This window comes from Nocardia neocaledoniensis (assembly GCF_003182135.1).
Classification (GTDB): Bacteria; Actinomycetota; Actinomycetes; order Mycobacteriales; family Mycobacteriaceae; genus Nocardia; species Nocardia neocaledoniensis.
In genome coordinates this window covers 167400-189177 of the sequence record NZ_QGTL01000009.1, presented here as the reverse complement: position 1 = coordinate 189177, position 21778 = coordinate 167400, and the positions used below count along the sequence as shown (strand labels likewise).

The window sequence follows — 21778 nt, the reverse complement described above, 5'->3', positions numbered from 1 at the left end:
GCTCCTCGGTGGGTGCTGTTCGGTTGATGGCACTACTGTCGCGGCCCCCGCTGATACCGGCCTGACACGAACCTGACGCCTCCGCTGACACCGGTTCGGCCCGACTCGGACAGCTGTCCACCACGGCGCGCGAGCCGTTGACGTGCAGGGCACAATGGGCCGGGTGCAGATCGGAATGCTTGGACCGCTGGAGATCCGGACGCAGGACGGTGGGTCGACAGCGATACCGGGCGCTCGCCTGCGCACGCTGCTGATCGCCCTGGCGCTCGAGCCGGGCCGCGCGATCGCGAAGTCGCGACTGGTCGACCTGATCTGGGGCGAACAGCCACCCGCCGACGCGGCGAATGCCCTGCAGGCCCTGGTCTCCCGGCTGCGCAGGCTGCTGCCCGACGGCGCGATCGAAGTGCGGGCGGGCGGCTACCAGCTGGCCGTCGCGCCCGACGCGGTCGACGCGGTGCGCTTCGAACAGCTGCTGGACCGGGCCCGCGGCGGTGACGACGCACGCCAGGCCGAGCTGTTGCGCGAGGCCATCGGGCTGTGGCGCGGCGCGCCCCTGCAGGACGTGGGCGAGAACGAGACCTTCGACGCGGTCATCGCGCGCTTCGACGCACTGCGCCTGGCCGCCACCGAGGACTGCTACGAGGCCGAGATCCGCCTCGGCCGCGGCGCCGGGCTGGTCGCCGAGCTCACCGATCTCGTGGCCGCGCACCCGGTGCGGGAACGGCTGGTCGGCGCCCTGATGCGGGCGCTGGGCGCCGCGGGGCGCGGTGCGGAGGCGCTGGTCGTGTACCAGAACGCGCGGGAGGCACTGGCCGACGAACTGGGCGTCGACCCGTCACCGGAGCTGTCCGAGCTGCACGTGGCGCTGCTGCGCGGGGAGATCGGCGCGCGCCCGACCGAGCGCACGACGAACCTGCGCGCGGAACTGACCAGTTATGTCGGCAAGCACGCCGACATCGCCGCCGTGCGCGAACTCATCGCCGCGCACCGGCTCACCACCGTCACCGGGCCCGGCGGCTCCGGCAAGACCCGCCTCGCGGTGGAGACCGCCCGGACCATGCTCGCCGACCTGCCCGACGGCGCCTGGCTGGTGGAGCTGGCGGCCACCGACAGCGGTGGCGACCTGGCCCAGACCGCCTTCGCCGCGCTCGGCCTGCGCGACGCGCTGCTCGGCGACGCCCCGAACACCGATCCGATGGACCGGCTCGTCGCCGCGATCCGCGACCGCGAGACGCTGCTGATCCTCGACAACTGCGAGCACGTCATCGACACCGTGGCCGCCTTCGCCCACCGCCTGCTCGGCGAGTGCAGACGCCTGCGGATCCTCGCCACCAGCCGGGAGCCGCTCGGCATCACCGGGGAGGCGCTGTGGCAGGTCGAACCGTTGGCGGTGCCCGCCGCGGACGCCGACTCCGCCGCGATCGAGTCCTCCCCCGCCGTCGCCCTGCTGCGCGACCGGGCGGGCGCGGTCCGCAAGGATCTCGCGACCGACGCGGCCACACTGGCGACCATGGCCCGGATCTGCCGGGCGCTGGACGGGATTCCGCTGGCGATCGAACTGGCCGCGGCCCGCCTGCGCACGCTGTCGCCGGATCAGCTCGCGCACCGCCTCGACGACCGGTTCCGCCTGCTCACCGGCGGCAGCCGCACCGCGATCGCCCAGCATCGCACGCTGCGCGCGGTGGTCGACTGGAGCTGGGAACTGCTCACCGACGCCGAGAAAGCGGTGCTGCGCCGACTCTCGGTGTGCGCGGGCGGCGCGAACCTCGAAGCGGCCGAACAGATCTGCGCCGACGGCACCGAGGTCGAGGAGTGGGAGGTGCTCGACCTGCTCACCGCGCTGGCCGAGAAGTCGCTGCTGGTGGTGACCGAGGACGAGAACCCACGCTATCGCATGCTCGAGACCATCAAGCAGTACGCGGCCGCCCGGCTCGACGAGGCGGGCGAGACCGACGCCACGCGCCGCGCGCACCTGACGTACTTCACCGAACTGGCCGCCACCGCCGAACCGCACCTGCGCCGGGCCGAGCAGCTGACCTGGCTGGGCGTGCTCGGCGCCGAGCACGACAACATCGCCACGGCCATGCGGGGGGCGCTCGCGAAGGCCGACGCCGCCGCGGCGATGCGGCTGGCGGCCGCCGCGGGCTGGTACTGGTGGCTGGCCGGATACAAGGCCGAGGGCACCGAATTCGTGCTCGCGGCCGCCGCGGTGCCCGGCGAGGTGGACGACGAGACCAGAGCGACGGTGTACGGATTGGTCGTGCACTTCCTCACGGCGGGCCGCAACGACGAGCACCGCGTGGAGGACTGGATCCATCAGGCGTATCACCACGGCAGCCGGACCACGGGCGGCCATCCGGCGCTGCGATTCAGCGGCGCGCTGGAGCGGATGCTGCGTGGCCCCGACGAATACCTGCCCGCGTTCGAATCGCTGCTCGCCGACGAGGATCCGTGGGTGCGGGCGCTGGCCCGGCTGCAACTGGGCAAGCTGCGCACCGTGCTCGGCCACGAAGGGTCGGCGGCCGACGAGTACTTCGAGCAGGCGCTCACCGAATTCCGCGCGATCGGCGAACGCTGGGGTATGTCCTTCGCGCTCACCGAACTGGCGAACCGGACCGCCATGCGTGGCGAATTCGCCACGGCGGTGAAGCTTTTCGACGAGGGCATCGCCGTGGTCACCCAGGTCGGCGCGCTGGAGGACCTGGTCCGCATGCATGCGCGGCAGGCTCAGCTGTACTGGCTGCTCGACGATCCGGAAGCCAGCGCGGCGGCCCTGGCGCGGGCGCAGCGGTGCGCGGACCAGTCGGGCTGGCCCACCTCGCTGGCCGAGGTCGCGCTGGTCGGCGCGGAACTGGCCCGCTGGCAGGGCGACACCGACGTGGCCCGCGAGCGGATCGAACTCGCCCGCACGCTCCTGGGCGCCGACGCCGACCAACCGACCGTCACCGCCATGGTGCACGACCTGCTCGGCTATCTCGCCGACGATCTCGACGCGGCGCGCGAACACCACGCGCTCGCCCTCCGCGCGGCCTCGACCGCGGGTCACGCACCCCTGCTCGCCCAGATCCTCGTCGGCATCGCCGATCTGGCTCTGCGCGCCGAGCAGTACGAGCGGGCCGCGGGCCTGCTCGGGGCGGGCACCGCGACCCGCGGGCTGCCCGACCACTCGCTCCCGGACGCGACCCGCATCGAGTCGCGGACGCGAGAGCACCTCGGCGAAGCGGGCTTCACCGAGGCGCTGCGGACGGGGACGCGGGCGAACGGACCGGAACTGGCCGCACTCACGCTCGCCGGGTGAACGTGGCGCGCGACCACACGTAACCGACGACGGCGAACCCGGCGCCCCAGGCCGGCGCCGCCGCCGTGTGACCACCGGACGGACTGCCTGCCAGAAACCCGCGCACCGTCTCCGATGATCGGCGCGAACGACCGGCACTCGGCGAACTGACGCCCGCCGGGACCCCTCTTCTCGGCGGGCACCTGGCATGCCCGCATCTCATCAATCTCGACATCGAGATACTTGACATCGTCATTATTGCTCTGCAACTATCTCGATGTCGAGATTGATGAAGGGAGGGACATGTCGACCATCGCTATGAAGCCGGTCGCTCCGGTCGTCCGGGCCGGGCGGGTGCGCGACGCGCTGCTCACCGCCGTCGCCCCGGCGAGTTTCGGAACCGTCTACGCCGCAACGACTTTGCTGCCGCCCGATCGGCCGCTGCTCGCGGCGACCGTACGGTCGCTGCCCGCGGGATTGCTGATCGTGGCGTTCGCCAGAACACTGCCCCGCGGCGCGTGGTGGTGGAAGACCACCGTGCTGGCCGTGCTCAACTTCGGCGCGTTCTTCCCGCTGGTGTTCGTGGCGGCCTACCGGCTGCCGGGCGGGATCGCCGCCGCGCTCGGCTCGGTGCAGCCGCTCCTCGTCGCGGCTCTGTCGGTGCCGCTGCTGGGGGTCCGCACGCCGCGCGCTGTCGTGCTGGCCGGTGTGGCCGTCGCCCTCGGGGTGACAGTGATGGCCGGTGCGGGGCCGGTCCTGCCCGACCCGCTCGGCATCGCCGCCATGCTGGCCGCGACCGCGCTGATCGGCACCGCGATCGTGCTCGGCAAGAAGTGGGGCTCGCCGGTCCCCGCGCTGACCATGGCGGGCTGGCAACTCGCCCTCGGCGGGCTGATGCTGCTGCCGCTGACCCTCGTCGTCGAAGGCCGACCGCCCACCATCACCGCGACCAACCTGCTCGGCTACGCCTACATCGGGCTCGTCGCCACCGTTCTCGCCTACGCGCTGTGGTTCCGCGGCGTGCAGCGACTGCCCGCCACCTCGGTGTCGCTGCTGACCGCCGTCAATCCGCTGGTGGCCACCGTCGCAGGCCTTCTGCTCTTCCACCAGACCCTCGGCCCGTGGCAGAGCACGGGTTTCGCCATCGCCCTCGTCGCCCTCGTCGTCGGCCAGTCCATGAACAGGAGCACCACATGAGCACCACCGCACCGGAATTCCGCGTCCTCGCCCTCTCGGGCAGCCTGCGCGCCGACTCCTACAACACCGCGTTGCTGCGGGCCGCCGCCAAGCTGAGCACGGGCACGGTGCGCATCGACCTGCATCCCGGCCTCGGCGAATTGCCGCTCTACAACCAGGATCTCGAGGCGGGCGGGCTGCCCGCGGCGGTACGCGAGCTGCATCAGCGCGTGCTGCGTGCCGACGCGCTGCTGATCGCAACTCCCGAGCACAATGCCTCGATCCCGGCCGCGTTGAAGAACGCGATCGACTGGATGAGCCGGATGCCCGACGGCGCCGAGATCGCGGGCAAGCCCACCGCCGTCGTCGGCGCCTCGCCCGGCCCGCTCGGATCGGTCCGCGCGCAGCTCGCGCTGCGCCAGATCCTCGCGAGCGTGGGCGCCGACGTGCTCGCCAAGCCGGAGGTCATCGTCTTCCAGGCGCACGAGCGCTTCGACGACGCGGGCACCCTGACCGACGACTACACCGAAACCCTGCTGATCGAGCTGACCGGCGCGCTGACCCGCCGGATCGCCTCCCGGCGCCAGTGAGGAATCGCCATGTCCACCAGCATCATCGAACCCAGCCCGGCCAGGGCCGGCGCCAGGCAGTGGCTCGGCCTCGCCGTCCTCGCCCTGCCGACCCTGCTGATCGCGATCGACCAGAGCGTGCTGTACCTCGCGCTCCCGCACCTCGCGGAAGGATTGCGGCCCACCGGAACCCAGACGCTGTGGATCATGGACATCTACGGCTTCATGATCGCCGTCTTCCTCATCACGATGGGCACCCTCGGTGACCGGATCGGGCGCCGCAAACTGCTGCACATCGGCGCCGTCGCCGTCGTCCTCACCTCGGTCGCGGCCGCCTTCGCGCCGAGCGCGGAGGCGTTGATCCTGGCCAGGGCCCTGCTCGGGATCGCGGCGGCCACGCTGATGCCCTCGACCCTCGCCCTGATCAGCACCTTGTTCCGCGACCCGCGGCAGCGGGCAGGCGCCATCGCGGTGTGGGCGGGCTGTTTCATGGGCGGCACCGCGCTGGGGCCGGTCGTCGGTGGCGCGCTCCTGGAACACTTCTGGTGGGGTTCGGTGTTCCTGCTCGGCGTTCCGGTGATGCTCGTGCTGCTCCTCGCGGGGCCGCTGGTGCTGCCCGAATACCGTGATCCGGACGCCGGGCGCCTCGACCTGCCCAGCGCGGCGCTGTCTCTGGTCGCGGTGCTCGCGCTGGTCTTCGGCGTGAAGGAGGCCGCCAGATACGGTCTCGGCGCCGGGCCGGTCCTGGCCGTCGTGCTCGGTCTCGGCCTCGGCGCAGTGTTCGTGCGCAGGCAGCGGCGGCTGGCCGACCCGCTGCTCGACCTGCGGCTGTTCGGCGTCGCCGCCTTCACCGCGGCGCTGGTGATCCAGCTCGTCTCGATGTTCGGCAACGGCGGCGCGTATCTGTTCATCACCGGATTCCTCCAGTTCGTCCACGGCCTCCCGCCACTGACCGCCGGGCTGTGGATGATCCCCGCGGTGCTCGCCTCGATTCTCGCCGCCCAGTTGGCGCCCATCCTGACCAGGCGGTTTCCCACGGGCGCGGTGCTCGGTGGCGCGCTGCTGGTCGGCATGGTGGGGTACCTGCTGCTCACCCTGGTCGATCCGGTGGGCGGGCTGCCGATCCTGATCACGGGTTTCGTCCTGATCTTCACCAGCGTCGGCGCCTTCAGCGCACTGGGCACGAACCTCGTCGTCGCAGCGGTGCCGCCCGAACGCAGCGGTTCGGCGGCCGCGCTCGCCTCGATCAGCGGCGATCTCGGCATCGCGCTCGGCATCGCCACCCTGGGCAGCCTCGGCTCGGCGGTCTACACCGGCGCCTTCGCCCCACCGGCCGGTCTGTCGGCCGAGGTCGCGGGGACGGCGGCCGCCAGCATCGAGAATGCCGGTGTCGCCGCGCGATCCCTGCCCGCCGACATGGCGGGTGCTGTCCTCGACGCCGCGCGCCAGGCCTATACCAGCGGCCTCAACGCCGTCGGCCTGGCCTGCGCCGTAGCCGCCGCGCTCAGCACCGTCATCGCGCTGACGGTCCTGCGCGCTCGTCGCTGAGCACGGATCCGGGCGAATTCTCGACATCGAGATACGCTCGGCGGCAGACCGAGGGAGGACAGATGACCGATACCGTCGATGTGATCATGGAGCTGTGGCGGCAGGAGGCGCCCGAGCTGGGCGAGGATCTGTGGCCGGTCGCGATCGTCGGCCGGGTGCAGCGGCTCTCGCGGCTGCTGGACCGCGCGCTCAAGGAGGTCTACGCCGCGCACGGCCTCGAGGTGTGGGAGTTCGACGTCCTCACCACGCTGCGCCGGTCCGGCCCGCCGTACGAGCTCACCCCCGGCGCGCTGCTCGAGGCGGCGATGATCACCTCGAGCACGGTCACCAATCGCATCGACCGGATGGAGGCCAAGGACCTGGTCGAACGGGTCCGCGACACCAGCGACCGACGCTCGATCCGCGTGCGGCTCACTCCGCACGGTCTCGACGTGGTCGACCGGGTGTTCCGGGAGCACCTCGCGAAGGAGGCCCAGCTGCTCCCGGAGTACTCGCCCGAGGACTACCAGCGCCTCACCGGCGAGCTCCGCAGGCTGCTCGAGCACTTCGGCGACCGCCTCGACCGCGACCGCGCCACGGGCCGCCAGAAATAATTCTCGAGAATTGTCATCGTGGATGTCGAGAACGGCGACGCGGCTCCGTCCCAGGGGTACGAGCCGCCGGGAACGGCCCGCTCGCACACACCGACCACAGTCGAAAGGCGACGATCATGGCCAAATATCTGCTGCTCAAGCACTACCGCGGCGCACCGGCGTCGGTCAACGACGTGCCGATGGACCGGTGGACCCCCGAGGAGGTCACCGCGCACGTGCAGTACATGCAGGACTTCGCCGACAAGCTGGAGTCCACCGGCGAGTACGTCGACAGCCAGGCACTCTCGCCGCAGGGCACCTTCGTCCGCTCGGACGGCGCGGGCCGCCCGCCGGTCACCGACGGTCCGTTCGCCGAGACCAAGGACCTGATCGCCGGGTGGATGATCATCGACGTCGACACCTACGAGCGCGCGCTCGAACTGGCCGCGGAGCTGTCGGCCGCGCCCGGCGCGGGCGGGAAGCCGGTGCAGGAATGGCTGGAGCTGCGCCCGTTCCTCACGGCGACGCCGACGACCACCGAGTGAACGAGTCACTGCTGCGGGAGCTCGTGCCCGCGGTGATCGGCATCCTCGTCCGGCGCGGAGCGGAGTTCGCGGCGGCCGAGGATGCCGTGCAGGAGGCCCTGATCCGCGCCTTGGAGAGCTGGCCCGACGAACCGCCCCGCGACCCGAAGGCCTGGCTCGTCGCGGCCGCGTGGCACAAGTTCGTCGACGCCGCGCGGGCCGAGAGTGCCCGAAGGGGCAGGGAACTCACCGTCGAGTACGAACCACCACGCGGCCCGGTGCCCGGCACCGACGATTCGCTGTGGCTGTTCTTCCTGTGCGCGCACCCCTCGCTCTCGCCCGGTTCGGCGGTGGCGCTGACCCTGCGCGCGGTCGGCGGCTTGACCACCCGCCAGATCGCGACGGCGTACCTGGTGCCCGAAGCGACCATGGCGCAACGCATCAGCCGGGCCAAGCGCCGCATCGAGGGACTCCCGCTCGATCGGCCCGGCGACCTGTCCACGGTCCTGCGCGTGCTCTACCTGGTCTTCAACGAGGGCTACGGTGGCGATCTCGACCTGGCGGCCGAGGCGATCCGGCTCACCCGCCAATTGGCCTCCGCGAGCGACGATCCCGAAGTCGCCGGCCTGCTCGCCCTGATGCTGCTGCACCACGCCCGTCGCGCGTCCCGCACCGGACCGGGTGGGCGCCTGATCCCCCTCGCCGAGCAGGACCGATCCCGCTGGGACACAGGGCTGATCGCCGAGGGCGTGGCGATCCTGCAAGCGGCCCTTGCCCGCGACCGCCTGGGCGAATACCAGGCACAGGCCGCGATCGCCGCCCTGCACGCCGACGCACCGACCGCCGCCGACACCGACTGGGTCCAGATCGTGGAGTGGTACGACGAACTCCTCGCCCGCACCGACAGCCCGGTGGTCCGCCTCAATCGCGCGGTGGCGGTCGGCGAGGCCGACGGGCCACAGGCGGGTCTCGCCGAACTGAACAAGGTGGACCCGAACATTCCGCGCCACAATGCCGTTCGCGCCTATCTCCTCGAACGCGCGGGTGACCTGGACCGGGCCGCCGAGTTGTACGCGGTGGCGGCCGGGGAGGCCACGAGCGTGCCCGAACGCGATCATCTGACCCGGGAATCGGCCAGGGTGCGGTCCGCGCGAGGTTCGTGATCGCCCCGGGTCTCGGTGCGATGGAGATGACCTGCCCCCTGCCCTGTCACGGCACGGTATGCGAAAGCCGCTGTCCCTGCGCCTCGTTGGCCTCGGACAGCGCGGCCAGGATCCGGCGGGTGCCCTCGTCGGCGGGGAAGAACATCTCGACGGCGATCTCGTCCAGCGTCACGTCGCGCGGGGAGCCGAAGACGGTGACCGCGTAGAGCAGTGACATCGGCCCCGCCTCCGTGTCGAGGAGCATCGGGGTGCACAGGTCGGCGTCGAAGTCGCCGACGAGTTCGCCCGGATCCGCGGGCGCCGGGTAGCTCTCCAGTTCGGCGAGCAGATCGGCCAAGGCCGGGTCGGCGGTGCGGTCGAGCTGCCTGCGTACCCGCCGCAGGGTGTGCCGCCGCCACTGCGCGTGGTTGCGGATCTGCCCGGCCAGACCGTCCGGATGCAGGGTGGCGCGCAGCATGTTCGTGCGCGGTGCGCGCAGCCGCGCGGGCACGGCGGCCAGGAAGCCCGCCATGGTTCGGTTGGCGGACAACAGGTCCCAGCGCGCGTCGACCACCACGGCGGGATTCGGCTCGTGGCCGGCGAGCACGGCCTCGACCGCCGTCCGCACCCGGCCGAGGTCGCGCAACGGTCGTTCGGTGTGTACCGGCGCGTACCCGGCACGAAGGTAGAGCTGATTCCTGGCACGCAACGGCACGTCGAGTTCGTCGCACAGGCGCTCGATCATCTCGCGGCTCGGCACGGCGCGACCGGTTTCGATGAAGCTGAGATGGCGCGCCGACAGCCCGGCGGCCAGGGACAGGTCGAGCTGGGTGCGCCGCCGACGCTCCCGCCATTGCCGTACCAGCGATCCCACGGTCGCCTGCTCACCCATGCCGGCCACTCTAGGGTTCGCCGCCTTACCTCCGGCGTAATCGACTGCGGGCCCGCGCGAATCCACGATGGAACCATGTTCCTCATCGAGATCTCGCACCCGGCCGGCACCTACACCGCCGACGACCACGCCACCATCGCCGCCGCCATCGTCAAGGCGATGACCAGCACCGACGATGCGCCCGAGGCGACGATGCGGCGCGCCCGGCGGATGACCCACGTCGCGTTCCGGGAACTGCGCGACTGGCACACCGGCGACGGCCCGGTCGGCGCGTCGGCCGCGCCGCCCGTCCTCGCCACCATCACCCTGCCCGAGGACTGGTGCGACGAATCGGGTGCGCACATGATGGGCACCGTCCGCGCCGCCGTCCGCCGCGTCGACCGTGCCCACGGCTGGACCCGCGACGGCGGCGACCTGTGGGTGAACGTCGTCGGCGTCCCCAACGGCCGCATCGGCCTCGACGGCAAACTCACCGACGGTGACGGCGTGATGGCCTACCTCACCGCCGACTTCCAGGCCCAGCTCGCCACAGGCGAATACACCGTCCCCGAGGGCAAACTCCTCGACCCGATCTGCGGCATGACGGTCACCGTCGGCCCGCACGCGATCACCCTCGACCACGCCGGCGAGACCGTCGGATTCTGTTCACGCGGTTGCCGAAACGCCTACGCCACCCAGCACGACCTGGCCGTCGCCTGACATTCGCCCGCGCCGCGCCGTCGAACTACCGAACCGATCGGACGCGATGACATCGCACCTGGACTTCGACACCCACCGCGGCGGCATCGAATCGTCGATCACCTACCGTTTCGGCGGAGTGACCGTCCGCGTCACAGGGCGAGCATGGCGGCGGCGACTCGGTCGGCTGAGGTGGTGCGCAGGGCGGTACCCATGTCGTCGAGGACGAGCAGCCGCGCGCCCGGGATCTCGGCGGCGAGGGCCTCGCCGTTGCCGACCGGGAAGAACGGGTCGGCGCGCCCGTGCACCACGAGCGTGGGGACGTCGAGTTCGCCGAGCCGTTCCCGCCAGCGCGGCGCGCAGTCGATCCGGGAGAACACCATGCCCAGCTGATTCGCCTCGTGCACCGCCGGATCGCTCGAGGGCGTGCGATCCCAGATCCGCGCCGCCCTCTCCCGCGCCTCCACCGGATCGTTCCCCAGCAGTTCGGCTCCCGCCGCCGCGAACTCCGCGACGGCCGCCCGGTCGGCCCAGTCCGGCATCGGCTGCGAGAACAGCGCCCCCAGGACCGCGTGATCGTGATCGGGCAGATCCGCGTCGACAGGCCCCGGCGCCACCGCCCTGGTTCCGACCAGCGTCAGCGCCGACACCACCCCCGGATGATCCAGCGCGGCGACCTGCGCCACCATCCCCCCGACCCCGACCCCACCGAGGTGCGCACTCCCCACCCCGAGCGCCTCGACCAGCCCCGCCGCATCCGCCGCGAGATCCCGCAGGCCGTACTCCGGGTGCTCCGGATCGACCGTCGTCGACGTTCCCGAGTCCCGCAGGTCGTACCGCACCACCCGCCGCCCACCCGCCGCGAGCCGCTCACACAACGCCTCGGGCCACGACAACATCGTGGTCCCCCCGACAAGCAACACCAGCGGATCATCCCCCCGCCCGAAACTCTCGACCCCCAGCTCGACCCCGTTCACCCGCACCGAACCCGCTACCCCAACCATCCAGTACTCCTGTCCATCGGCTCCACGAATACCGACGGCAGCCTCCTCCGAAATTCATCGGCAACCCCGGAACAACGCGATTCGGGGCGACGCGGGCATGACCTCGGACGTCTACTCGAGTGCGCGGGCGAGACTAAGGCTCAACGCATCGCAGTCCTCGAGCATCGCGAGGTGTCCGACTCCGGCGAGGTACTCGAGCTCGGCGCCCGGCACCGCCGTGTACTGGCGCGCCGACGCCGGGTCCCAACGTGGGTCGGAGTCGCCGAAGATCACGAAGACGGGCTTTCCGGCGTCGATGAGGCGCTGTGGTACCGACCGGGCGGTGATGTAGTCGATGTTGGCGGCGAGAATCGCGCGGAACGCTCGATAGGGTGTCCTTCGCAGGTCGGCGACCACCTCGTCGGGCACCGTGATCGGGGCCGCCGCGGTCGCCGCCAGTCCGCGGCGGATCATCGAGTCGTTACGGATCGACCAGATGAGCGGCCCGCGCGGTGGGGCGACGAGCACCCGCAGGATGGCCGGTTCGGGGAGAAGGGCCGCGGGGCTCGGCCCGGTGCTCACCAGGATCAACCTGCCGACCAGGTCGGGACGACGCTCTACGAGGGCGGTGCCGACATAGCCTCCGCTGGAGTGACCGACAACGTCCAGATTTCGGATGCCGAGTTCGTCCAATGCGGCGGCTATCCGATCCGCCTGCTCCGCAACGGCATACGTCGAAGCCGACTCGGACCGGCCGCATCCGGGGAGGTCGATCGCGATCACTCGATGTTCCCTGGCCAGGGTTGGCACCACCCCTGCCCAGGTGGAACCGGTCGCGCCCGAGCCGTGGATGAGCAACAAGGGCGGCGCCGCCGGGTTCCCGTCCATGACTATGTGCAACCCGCGCACTGTCGTCGAGCGTCGTGCCTGCGCTGGAGTAGATTTGGTCATACCCGAAAGCATCGTCGCAGGCGGCCACGCCGTATTGAACGAATGTCACGCTTGCGGCCGCGGTCCGCACGTCTGCTGATCATCCGGAAGACCGGCTAATCTCGAGGCATGACCGCAACCGGCAGATTGGACTGGAGCCGGGTCGATGTCGCGGTTCCGGTCCGACGCCCAGCTCCGGGAGTGTGGATGGCGGGCTTCCGATACAACGACAATGCCTCGGTCGACATCACGATGATTCCCCATCCGATGGTCACCCTCCTGTTCGATCTCAGCGAGCAGGTAGTCGTCTACGACCCGCTCGGGCGCTCGGTCACGGGTGACACGATCGTCGGCCTCGACGCGGGTGCCGTACGCGTGGCCGGCGCAGGCGTCGGCGAGGTCTTGCAGATCCGAATGTCTCCCGTCGTCGCCGCGGCGATTCTGCGCGACACCGACGTCATCGGCGGCACGGTGACACCGGTGCGGGAACTGTGGGGCAGCTGCGCTGCGGCCCTGCGCGAACGGCTGCGTGCGACGCCGTCATGGGACGATCGGTTCGCACTCGCCGCGGAGTTCCTGCACGGGCGGGCGACCCGCCGATTCGGTGTCGCGCCCGAGGTCGCCTACGCCTGGAATCAGACCGTCAGCGCCAGAGGGCTACTGCGCGTCGAGGACCTTTCCGTGGAGACCGGCTGGACACGCCAGCGCCTGTGGTCGCGCTTCCGCGCTCATCTCGGCGTTTCGCCCAAGCGTGCGTGCGAACTCGTACGCTTCGATCACGCCGCCCGTCTCCTGGCGGCCGGACGCCCACCCGCGGAGGTGGCCGCCGAGGCGGGCTACGCCGACCAGTCCCATCTGCACCGTCGAATCAAGTCGATTGTCGATCTGACCCCCACCGGCGTGGCCAGAGCCCCATGGCTTGCGATCGACGAAGTCGCCTGGCCGACAATCTGATTACACTTCCGCGCGCTGCACCGACAACGCCCCGATCGCCCGTATCGCCGCCGCGGTCTCCCGTTGGGCTTCTGCCTGCGCGAGAGCGGCGTGCGCCTGCGCCTGCGCGATCACGTTCCGTCGCTCCGCTTCGCTGATCTCCGCCCCGGCGGTGAGCTCCTCCAGCAGCGCCTCGGCCCTCTGCTTGTGGGTGGTGTAGTCGTCCATCGGGCGATTATCACACCCTGCTCGCTGTTCGAGATATCGTCCGGAAACGAATCAGGCCGGACTCCGATGACTTCTCGGAATCCGGCCTGACCCGTACTTCTTGTGGAGCTAAGGGGAATCGAACCCCTGACCTTCTCGATGCGAACGAGACGCGCTACCAACTGCGCTATAGCCCCGTGCGGCTCTGGCGAACCGCGCTGTGACACTGTATCAGGCGTTGCGCCCGGATACCGAATCGGTACTCTGACCTGCTGTTCTAGCGTGGTTCGACCAGTTATTCGCCGACTGCCCTGCCGAGGTCTTCGACCCGGGTGCGGAGGGCGCGCGCGGTGGCTGGATCGAAGGTTTCCAGGTGCTCGAACATCGGGTCCTCGTCGTCGGTGTCGAGCAGGCTGGAGCGCCGGCGCAGGGCCCGCGCGGTGTCGCGGTCCATGGTGCGGCGGGTGGTGGCGGCTTCGGGGGTGGCGGTTTCCTCGCGGCGCTTGCCGCGGGTGAGGCGGGCCGCGCGCCGACGGCGGATCTCCTCTTCCACGTGGACCTGCTTGCGCAGGTAGGCCAGGTAGCCGACGAGCACCGCCGTGGACAGGCCGCACGCCCACCAGAACATCGAGTTCAGCAGCAGGCCGAACGCGGCGAACAGGATGGTGGCGATGATGAGGCCGAGCACGGCGCGCTGCCGGAAGCTGTAGCGGGCGGCGCGGGCGATGGCGTCGGCTTCGGGGTCGTAGCCGCCGCGGCCGCGCCGGTTGGGCACGAAGTCCTCGTCGTCGGCATCGCCCTCCGGGGCGGGGACGTCTTCGAGCCGGGCGGGCGGGGCCGGCGGTATCCGGGCGGCGACTGCGGGGTCGGCGGGCTCCGCGTCGTCGGACGAATCCGGTTCGGTCGCAGCGCCTTCGGCATCGTCGACCGCGGAATCGGCTGCCGTGGAACGTTCTTCGTCGCGGTCCTCGGCGTCGTCGCGGCCCGCCTCGGACGCGGCTTCGAGTTCCGGTGCGGGGGTGAGCAACTCGTCGTCAGCTTCGGTGACGGGCTCGTCGGCCGATGTCGTCATCCGATCCTCCGAATCAGTACGGTGGGGGCGCTTGGTGAGCACACGGGGGCGGTAGTCGGGGTCACTGTCGTGACCGCCCGCAGCCCCGATGCGAATTCGTCGTTCAGCCCCGCCACGGTGCAGCACGCGCGTGGCGAGTGCGGCATCGGTGGTGCGGCGGATCCGGGGATGCCGGTCCGCCAGGATGGGGAACAGGACGAAGACCCACAGCACGACAAGCCCGATCCACAAGATCGAATTCGGCATCGCGGTCTTCACCTCCCGTCCCCGCCTGCGTGTTGTCCGTCTGTGGACGCACTACCGACGTCCGTAGGTTAATTCGGGCGCGCCTGCCCGCGCGGCAGGCGCGCCGTGCACACCTGCCACATGAGTAACAGAAATTTCACGGCAGCGCCGCTCTACCCTCTCTGACCAGGCGGTCCACCACCGTGCTCAGGACTTCCTCAACCGTCAAGCCCACCAGCAGGTGATCGCGCCATTCGCCGTCCACATCGAGGTAGCGGCGCAGCATGCCCTCTTCGCGGAACCCGACGTTGCGCAGGACCGCCTGGCTGGCCAGGTTCTCCGGCCGCACCGTCGCCTCCACCCGGTGCAGGCCGACCGGCCCGAAGCAGTGGTCGAGGCCGAGCGCGAGCGCGGCTGTCGCCACCCCCTGCCCGCCGAGATCCTTGGCCACCCAGTAGCCGATCCAGGCCGAGCGCAGCGCGCCGCGCACGATGTTGCCGATGGTCAGCTGCCCGCTGAACTGCCCGTCGACCTCGATGACCAAGGGGATCATCGCGCCGCGCCTTGCCTCGGCCTTCAGGCTCGTCCACAGCGAGGGCCAGTTCGACGCGTGGTTGCGCGCCTCCCAGCTGCCGCGTCCGGTCGGCTCCCAGCGCTCCAGATGGTCGCGGTCGCGCAGCCGGATGCGGCTCCAGGCCGCGGCGTCGCGAAAGCGCACCGGGCGCAGGGTCACCTGACCCGCCGCCACGTTCACCGGGCCTAGCCGTGCGGGCCAGCCGGGATGCTGCCCCGACCGGAATACGTTCATCGACTCCACGTTTCAGCCGCGCTGCGCCAGGAATGCCACTCGGACCTCGTCGCCGGTGCGGAACTCGGTGTCGTCGGGATCGACCACGATCAGGCTGTTCGCCTCGGCCAGCGTCGCCAGCAGGTGCGAGGACCCGCCGTTGCCGTTGCCCAGCGGCTGCACCAGGTAGTCGCCGGTGGCCTCGTCGCGCAACAGCTGCGCGCGCAGGTACCCCTTGCGGCCGGGCATCGAGGTGATCGGAGTGATCGTGCGCGCGTTGACGATTCGGCGCATCGGCTGCCTGCGGCCCAGCGCGATCCGGATCAGCGGACGCACCATCACCTCGAAGACCACCAGCGCGCTCACCGGATTCGACGGCAGCAGGAAGGTGGGCACCTCGTCGCGGCCGAGCCGCCCGAAGCCCTGCACCGAGCCGGGATGCATCGCCACCCGGTCGACCTCGAGTTCGCCGAGCCCGTCGAGCGCCTCGCGCACCTGCTCCGAGGCCCAGCCGCCGACCGCGCCGGCGATCACCACGACCTCCGAGCGCACCAGCTGGCCCTCGACCACATCGCGCAGCCTGCGCGGATCGGCGCTGACGATGCCGACCCGGTTGACGTCGGCGCCCGCGTCGCGCGCGGCCGCGGCCAGCGCGTAGGAGTTCACGTCGTAGACCTGACCAGGCCCCGGCGTGCGATCGATGTCGATGAGCTCGCCGCCGATGGAGATCACCGACAGCCGCGGCCGCGGATGCACGAGCACCTTGTCCTGACCGACCGCGGCGAGCAAACCCACCTGCGCGGCGCCGATGATGGTGCCCGCGCGCACCGCCACGTCACCGGGCTGCACGTCGTCGCCGATCCGGCGCACGTAATCGCCCGAGCGAACCGGCTCGAAGACCTTGATCCTGGCGCGGCCGCCGTCGGTGAAGTCCAGCGGCAGCACGGCGTCGGCGAGGGTCGGCAGCGGCGCGCCGGTGTCGACGCGCACCGTCTGGCGGGGCTGCAAGCGGATGGGCTGGCGCGAACCGGCGACCACCTCGCCGACGACCGGCAGGGTGAGGTCGATGAGCTCGCCCTCTTCGTCGCGCACGTCGGTACCCGCGGCGGCGACGTCGACGCTGCGCACCGCGTAGCCGTCGATGGCGGCCTGATCGAAGCCGGGCAGCGGTCGTTCGGTGACGACGTCCTCCGCGCACAGCAAACCCTGGGCCTCGGATATCGCGACCCGGACCGGCCTTGGCGCGACCGCGGCCGCGGTGACCTTGATCAGCTGATCCTCAACCGAGCGCATCGAGCTCCTGTGTCTATCGGCGTCTGCCTGCCTGTTGTGCTTGTCGCTACGCGTTCGGGGCCTGGGGGTCCCACTCCGGGCTCAACCGGAAGTTCAGCCACTCACGCAGTTGCGGACCGTATTCCTCCCGCTCGAGGGCGAAATCCACGGCAGCTCGAAGATAGCCGCCCGGGTTGCCCAAATCATGGCGCGACCCACGGTGCACGACCACATGGACCGGGTGTCCCTCGGCGATCAGCAGCGCGATGGCATCGGTGATCTGCAGTTCTCCGCCCGCGCCCGGCTCGATGCGGCGCAGTGCGTCGAAGATCACGCGGTCGAGCAGGTAGCGCCCGGCGGCGGCCAGGGTCGACGGCGCGTCGGCCAGTTGCGGCTTCTCGACCATGCCGCGCACACGCAGCACATCGGCCTCCGCGCCCTCGGTGAGGTCTTCCACATCGAAGACGCCGTACGCGCTGACCTGCGACTTCGGCACGTCGATGGCGCACAGCACCGAGCCGCCACGCTCCCGGCGCACCCGGCTCATGGTCTCGAGCACGCCGCACGGCAGCACCAGGTCGTCGGGCAGCAGGACCGCGATGGCGTCCTCGTCGTCGTCGAGGACCGCCTCGGCCTGGGCGACCGCGTGGCCGAGGCCCAGCGGCTCCTCCTGCACGACCGAGGTCACATCGAGCAGGGCCGGGGCCTTGCGGACCTTCTCCAGCAGCGCGAACTTGCCGCGCTCGGCCAGCGTGCTCTCCAGCACCAGATCCTCGACGAAGTGCGCGACCACGCCGTCCTTGCCCGGCGAGGTGACGATCACCAGCCGGTCGGCGCCGGAGTCGGCGGCCTCGGCGGCGACCAGTTCGATGCCGGGGGTGTCGACCACCGGCAGCAATTCCTTGGGCACCGTCTTGGTGGCAGGCAGAAACCGGGTTCCGAGTCCGGCCGCGGGGACCACCGCAGTGCGGAAACCGGAAGTCTTGTCTGTCATGCGTATACCCTATCCATTCTGCGTGGGCGTCCGATCGCCTTGTCGCGACGATCCGGCGTCGGCAAGAGCTTAGGGTGGTCGCTGTGGAGATGCCCGGTGAGCGCACCAAATATGCGTGGCGCGATCACATCCTGGCCGAACGTGCCCAGCTCGGGGCCGCCGAGCACGCCGCGGAGGCGGCGGCGCTGGCCGCGCGGATCGCCGCGCTGGCCGGGCCCGACGTCGTGCTGTGCGCCTACGTCCCGATCCGGCGCGAACCGGGCGATCTGCGGATGCTCGACGCGCTGCGCGAGCGCGAAGCCACGGTGTTGCTGCCGGTGACCGGCGAACCGGGACCGCTGAGCTGGGCGCGCTACGAGGGGCCGGACTCGCTGCGCAAGGCCCGCTTCGGTCTGCTCGAACCCACCACGCCGACCCTGCCGCCAGCCACTGTGGCCGAGGCCACGACGATCCTGGTTCCCGCGCTGGCGGTGGATCTGCGCGGGGTGCGGCTCGGGCGCGGTGCGGGCTACTACGACCGCACCCTCGACGCGGCCGATCCCGCCGCGCGCCTGATCGCGGTGGTCCGGGACACCGAGCTGGTCGAGCGCCTGCCGGAGGAACCGCACGACCTGCGGATGGGCTGGGCGCTGACGCCCGGCGGCGGTTTGCGCGAGCTGGGGCTTTCCCCGGAATGAAACCGCGATTGGCGAGGTTGGCACTGTCGGCGGTAGAGTGCTAGATCGACGAGACCTGCGGAGGATCCTGTGCCAACTTATTCGTACGCGTGCACCGAGTGTGACAACCGCTTCGACATCGTTCAGTCCTTCTCCGACGACACGCTGACGGAATGCCCGCAGTGTTCCGGAAAGCTGCGGAAGCTGTTCAACTCGGTCGGCATCGTCTTCAAGGGAAGCGGCTTCTACCGCACCGACAGCCGTGGTGGCGCGTCCACCGCGAGCGAGCCCGCGAAGTCGTCCTCGGAGTCCAACGGCAGCAGCGGCACCCCCGCGCCGAGCGCGAGCACCGCGCCCGCGGCCGCCAGCTGACCCTCACGGAGTTCTCCACAGCCCCCTAGTTGTCCACAACCAGGACTTTCGGGGCTGTCTCCCGTCGCCGCGCTCCTAGGCTCGCGGCATGACTCGCAGTCTTGCCGATCTGGGGCGTGGCAGCTCCTGGCGCTTCGCCCTCGGTAACCGCCCGGCCTGGGCCGACGCCCTGTTGGCGCGGCGCGTGCTGGCCGGAGCGCTGGCGCTGACGGCGCTGGCGCTGTTCATTCGCGGCGACCCCGGCGACGCCCGTCGCGAGGTCGTCGTCGCCGCCCGCGATCTTTCGCCGGGCAGGCTGCTCACCGCCGACGATCTGCGCGTCGAGCGCTACGAATCCCGTTCGCTCCCTTCCGGTTCCGTCGCCGAGGTCACCACGCTGCTCGGCGCCACCCTCACCGGTGCGATGCGGACCGGCGAGGCCTTCACCGATCTGCGCGTCGTCGGCCCACGCCTGGCCGCGGCCGCCGCGGGCAGCGCCGATGCCAGGATCGTGCCCATCCGGCTCGCCGATTCCGCGGTCGCCGAGGTATTGCGCGCGGGCGACCGGGTGGACGTCGTCGGCGTCGAGGAGGCGGGCGCGCCCGGTGCGAGCAAGCCCGCCCGCACCCTGGCCACCGACGCGGCCGTCGTTCTCGTCACGGCGCCGGGCGAGCGGCGCTCCGGCGCGGAGCGGGTGGTCCTGGTCGCGCTCGATGCCGAGTACGCCACGGCCGTCGCGGGCGCCTCACTGCGGACGGCGCTCACCGTCGTCTTCCACTGAGGCCGGCGGCACAGAGCCCTCGAATTCCGGTTAGCGCGCGATTTGCCGCAACCCTGATTAACATCAGGACGAACCAGCACGATCGTTCGCAGCTTTACGAGAATGGAGCGCAACGCATGCTCAAGGGTTTCAAGGATTTCCTGCTCCGTGGCAACGTGATCGACCTGGCGGTCGCCGTCGTCATGGGCACCGCGTTCGTCGCCATCGTCACCGCGTTCACCAACGGGATCGTCAACCCGTTGCTGGCGGTGTTCGGCGGAACCAACGAGGTGGGACTCGGTTTCCAGCTGGTCGCCGACAAGCCGGCCACGTTCATCGAGGTGGGTCCGATCATCACCGCCGGAATCAATTTCCTGCTGATCGCCGCCATTCTGTACTTCGTCCTGGTGCTGCCCGCGGCATCGGCGAAGAAACGATTCTCCAAAGAGGACGAGAAGCTCAGCGACAGTGAGGTTTTGCTGCAGATTCGCGACCTGCTCGCCGATCAGCACAACAGCGCGGGCGGCAAGCACGAATTCTGAGCGGGGACACAGGGATCGGGCCCCCGGCCGAAGCCGGGGGCCCGAGAATTCCCGGATCGCGCGAACTCAGCCGAGGCTGAAGGGCTGGCCCCACAGCGTGACCCAGCTGATCACGTTGTCGGTCTCCACCTCGACACTGACGAACGAGCGCGCCTGGGCGTAACCGCCGCAGCCGCTCAGGCCGATGGTCTCGTCGGCCCAGGTCACCGAGCCGCTGCCGCCCTTGAAGGCGTTGCGGGTCTTGTGCGACTCGTTGCCGTAGTCGTCGGCCTGCTCCAGGTCGAGCACGTAGAACGACTTCGCCTGGCCGGGGCCGAGGGACAGTTCGCCACCGGTGGTGACTCCGCCGGATGGATCGCCCGCGTCGTCGACCGCACCTTCGGCACCACCGGTCGCGCCGCCACCGGCGATGTTCACCTGGCAACCCACGGTGTACCCGGGGAAGATCTTCCCGCCGCCGCCACCGGACACCGTCACCTGCGCGCTGCCCGACACCCAGGCGTTGCGGTGCGCCGGCGTGGAACCCAGCGACGGATTGATATTGGCCGATTCGCCCACCAGGCTGATGTCGACGACCGTGCCGTCGGACAGCGTCTTGGTGATGTGGCCGCCCGGCAGCGGAACGAAGGTGTCGGCATTGGCCGCACCCGTGGAAAGCAGACCCAGCGCCACGGTCGCGGCGGCCGAGAAACCGGCAGCGCGCGCCATGCTCTTACGATTGATCATCACAGTTGACCCCTCGAGGGTGAATTCGTGTGAACGAGCGAAGGTTTCGATGTGGTCGCGCGTCAGCCGATGCTGAACGGCTGGCCGTACAGGGACGTCTTCGAGTAGTGGTCGCCGATGATCTCGACCACGGTGTAGGCGCGCGCCTGCGCGTACCCGGCGCAGCCCTGGATCTGGATCTCGGCGTCCTGGTACTCGACCGAGTAGACGCCCGGCTTCAGGATGTCCTTGGAATCGATCTGCACGAAGGCGACCTCACCGGGGCCGAGGTTCAGGCCGATGGATCCGCCCGCGCTCACCCCGCCGGTCGAGACACCGCCCGAGAGCCCGGCGCCGATCGCGTCGTCGGCGATGCTCACCTGGCAGCCGACGATGTAGCCCGTGTTCAGGTTCGACGCGCCGTGCGTCGACGAGTTGTTGGAACCGGGGCGGTTGGACGGTCCGTTCCACGGCCCGACCTCGCCTTCCGGGGTCTCCGTCACGTCGGCGCGCGCGTTACCGGAAACCCAGACCACACGTCCGGCGCCGTTGGCGGCCAGCGACGGGGAGACGAGAGCATGCTCGCCGGTCCTGCTCAGGGTGACGCCGGGACCCTGCTTGTGGCCGTCCGGCAGCGGCACGAAGGTGTCCGCGTTGGCTGCACCGGCCGACAGGAGGCCCATCGTCACGGCCACAGCGGCGCCCGCGCTCCAGGCGCCGCGACGCACGCGGTTGGTGCGGTTCTCGCTCATACTTCCCCTCGAGGTGTACGCAAAATCGACCTCGACCGTCGAGGCCGATATCTGTGCTGCGCCCGGACCCAGCCCAGGCGCGTCCGCAGACGGCGCCGCTGGCAACAGGGCGGATTCGCCCAGCCGGGAGGTCTATCGAGAAAGCTGAAAGTCAGAAAACTTCGCGTGATACTGACTGCGAGGCAGTCAATTCGCCACAAACATAATGAGGCGGCCCGGCAATGTCCAGCG

The 21778-nt window shown here is 70.6% G+C and carries 23 protein-coding genes and 1 tRNA gene; 13 read left to right on the top strand and 11 right to left on the bottom strand.

Translation table 11 applies throughout. The features are described from left to right. Positions 1-163: 163 nt before the first annotated feature. The 7 genes from DFR69_RS23300 (at position 164) to DFR69_RS23265 (ending at position 8829) form a co-directional block, all read left to right on the top strand. Positions 164-3298, top strand: a complete 3135-nt coding sequence (locus tag DFR69_RS23300; RefSeq protein WP_110039854.1) for a BTAD domain-containing putative transcriptional regulator — start codon at positions 164-166, stop codon at positions 3296-3298. A gap of 282 nt (positions 3299-3580) precedes the next feature. Then, the gene (locus DFR69_RS23290; RefSeq protein WP_110039742.1) at positions 3581-4474 is read left to right on the top strand and encodes an EamA family transporter; all 894 of its coding nucleotides are present in this window, start codon (positions 3581-3583) and stop codon (positions 4472-4474) included. Continuing rightward, positions 4471-5043 carry an NADPH-dependent FMN reductase gene (locus DFR69_RS23285; protein ID WP_110039741.1) on the top strand — a complete coding sequence of 191 codons (573 nt, stop codon included), beginning with the start codon at positions 4471-4473 and terminating at the stop codon, positions 5041-5043. The genes DFR69_RS23290 and DFR69_RS23285 overlap by 4 nt, the downstream gene beginning before the upstream one ends. A gap of 9 nt (positions 5044-5052) precedes the next feature. Further along, complete coding sequence (locus DFR69_RS23280) at positions 5053-6570, top strand: MFS transporter (protein WP_110039740.1); 1518 nt, start codon at positions 5053-5055, stop codon at positions 6568-6570. 62 nt (positions 6571-6632) lie between these two features. Beyond that, a complete protein-coding gene (locus DFR69_RS23275; protein ID WP_110039739.1) occupies positions 6633-7163 on the top strand; it encodes a MarR family winged helix-turn-helix transcriptional regulator in 531 nt (176 codons plus the stop codon). 116 nt (positions 7164-7279) lie between these two features. After that, positions 7280-7687 (top strand): YciI family protein, encoded by a 408-nt coding sequence (locus DFR69_RS23270; protein ID WP_110039738.1) that lies wholly within the window; start codon positions 7280-7282, stop codon positions 7685-7687. Beyond that, positions 7684-8829, top strand: a complete 1146-nt coding sequence (locus tag DFR69_RS23265) for an RNA polymerase sigma factor (protein WP_110039737.1) — start codon at positions 7684-7686, stop codon at positions 8827-8829. Before DFR69_RS23270 ends, DFR69_RS23265 begins: the two co-directional genes overlap by 4 nt. Positions 8830-8875: 46 nt before the next feature. Here DFR69_RS23265 and DFR69_RS23260 read toward each other — a convergent pair whose 3' ends face one another. Further along, positions 8876-9700, bottom strand: a complete 825-nt coding sequence (locus DFR69_RS23260; RefSeq protein ID WP_110039853.1) for a helix-turn-helix domain-containing protein — start codon at positions 9698-9700, stop codon at positions 8876-8878. Between the two features lie 75 nt (positions 9701-9775). On the opposite strand from DFR69_RS23260, the gene DFR69_RS23255 reads away from it, so the two are divergent. Further along, positions 9776-10399, top strand: a complete 624-nt coding sequence (locus DFR69_RS23255) for a hypothetical protein (protein ID WP_110039736.1) — start codon at positions 9776-9778, stop codon at positions 10397-10399. 131 nt (positions 10400-10530) lie between these two features. On the opposite strand, the gene DFR69_RS23250 is transcribed toward DFR69_RS23255, so the two are convergent. Continuing rightward, positions 10531-11382, bottom strand: a complete 852-nt coding sequence (locus DFR69_RS23250; protein WP_110039735.1) for an alpha/beta fold hydrolase — start codon at positions 11380-11382, stop codon at positions 10531-10533. A 111-nt stretch (positions 11383-11493) separates the two neighbouring features. After that, positions 11494-12261: an alpha/beta fold hydrolase gene (locus DFR69_RS23245; protein ID WP_244198414.1), complete on the bottom strand. Its 768-nt coding sequence runs from the start codon at positions 12259-12261 to the stop codon at positions 11494-11496. A gap of 237 nt (positions 12262-12498) precedes the next feature. Here DFR69_RS23245 and DFR69_RS23240 point away from each other — a divergent pair, with 237 nt between their 5' ends. Beyond that, a complete protein-coding gene (locus tag DFR69_RS23240; RefSeq protein WP_110039852.1) occupies positions 12499-13245 on the top strand; it encodes a helix-turn-helix domain-containing protein in 747 nt (248 codons plus the stop codon). Here DFR69_RS23240 and DFR69_RS23235 read toward each other — a convergent pair whose 3' ends face one another. The 6 genes from DFR69_RS23235 to DFR69_RS23210 form a co-directional block, all read right to left on the bottom strand. Next, positions 13246-13452, bottom strand: a complete 207-nt coding sequence (locus DFR69_RS23235; RefSeq protein WP_110039733.1) for a hypothetical protein — start codon at positions 13450-13452, stop codon at positions 13246-13248. 103 nt (positions 13453-13555) lie between these two features. Beyond that, a tRNA-Ala gene (locus DFR69_RS23230) sits at positions 13556-13628 on the bottom strand. Positions 13629-13726: 98 nt separating this feature from the next. Continuing rightward, positions 13727-14749, bottom strand: a complete 1023-nt coding sequence (sepX, locus tag DFR69_RS23225) for a divisome protein SepX/GlpR (RefSeq protein ID WP_110039851.1) — start codon at positions 14747-14749, stop codon at positions 13727-13729. A 136-nt stretch (positions 14750-14885) separates the two neighbouring features. Beyond that, on the bottom strand, positions 14886-15536 hold the full coding sequence (locus tag DFR69_RS23220) for a GNAT family N-acetyltransferase (RefSeq protein ID WP_110039850.1): 651 nt from the start codon (positions 15534-15536) through the stop codon (positions 14886-14888). Between the two features lie 12 nt (positions 15537-15548). Continuing rightward, the gene (glp, locus tag DFR69_RS23215) at positions 15549-16808 is read right to left on the bottom strand and encodes a molybdotransferase-like divisome protein Glp (RefSeq protein ID WP_110039732.1); all 1260 of its coding nucleotides are present in this window, start codon (positions 16806-16808) and stop codon (positions 15549-15551) included. Positions 16809-16854: 46 nt separating this feature from the next. Beyond that, entirely contained in the window at positions 16855-17781 is a 927-nt protein-coding gene (locus DFR69_RS23210) for a UTP--glucose-1-phosphate uridylyltransferase (protein WP_110039731.1), read from the bottom strand. Between the two features lie 89 nt (positions 17782-17870). On the opposite strand from DFR69_RS23210, the gene DFR69_RS23205 reads away from it, so the two are divergent. From DFR69_RS23205 to mscL, 4 genes are all read left to right on the top strand, one after another. Further along, positions 17871-18458, top strand: a complete 588-nt coding sequence (locus tag DFR69_RS23205; protein ID WP_110039849.1) for a 5-formyltetrahydrofolate cyclo-ligase — start codon at positions 17871-17873, stop codon at positions 18456-18458. A gap of 69 nt (positions 18459-18527) precedes the next feature. After that, a complete protein-coding gene (locus DFR69_RS23200) occupies positions 18528-18809 on the top strand; it encodes an FmdB family zinc ribbon protein (RefSeq protein WP_110039730.1) in 282 nt (93 codons plus the stop codon). A gap of 88 nt (positions 18810-18897) precedes the next feature. Next, positions 18898-19569, top strand: a complete 672-nt coding sequence (locus DFR69_RS23195; RefSeq protein WP_110039729.1) for an SAF domain-containing protein — start codon at positions 18898-18900, stop codon at positions 19567-19569. Positions 19570-19685: 116 nt separating this feature from the next. After that, positions 19686-20090: a large conductance mechanosensitive channel protein MscL gene (mscL, locus tag DFR69_RS23190; protein ID WP_110039728.1), complete on the top strand. Its 405-nt coding sequence runs from the start codon at positions 19686-19688 to the stop codon at positions 20088-20090. A gap of 66 nt (positions 20091-20156) precedes the next feature. On the opposite strand, the gene DFR69_RS23185 is transcribed toward mscL, so the two are convergent. Both DFR69_RS23185 and DFR69_RS23180 read right to left on the bottom strand, forming a co-directional pair. Continuing rightward, positions 20157-20816, bottom strand: a complete 660-nt coding sequence (locus DFR69_RS23185) for an MspA family porin (RefSeq protein WP_110039727.1) — start codon at positions 20814-20816, stop codon at positions 20157-20159. A 62-nt stretch (positions 20817-20878) separates the two neighbouring features. Further along, positions 20879-21547 carry an MspA family porin gene (locus tag DFR69_RS23180; protein ID WP_110039726.1) on the bottom strand — a complete coding sequence of 223 codons (669 nt, stop codon included), beginning with the start codon at positions 21545-21547 and terminating at the stop codon, positions 20879-20881. Positions 21548-21778: the final 231 nt, after the last annotated feature.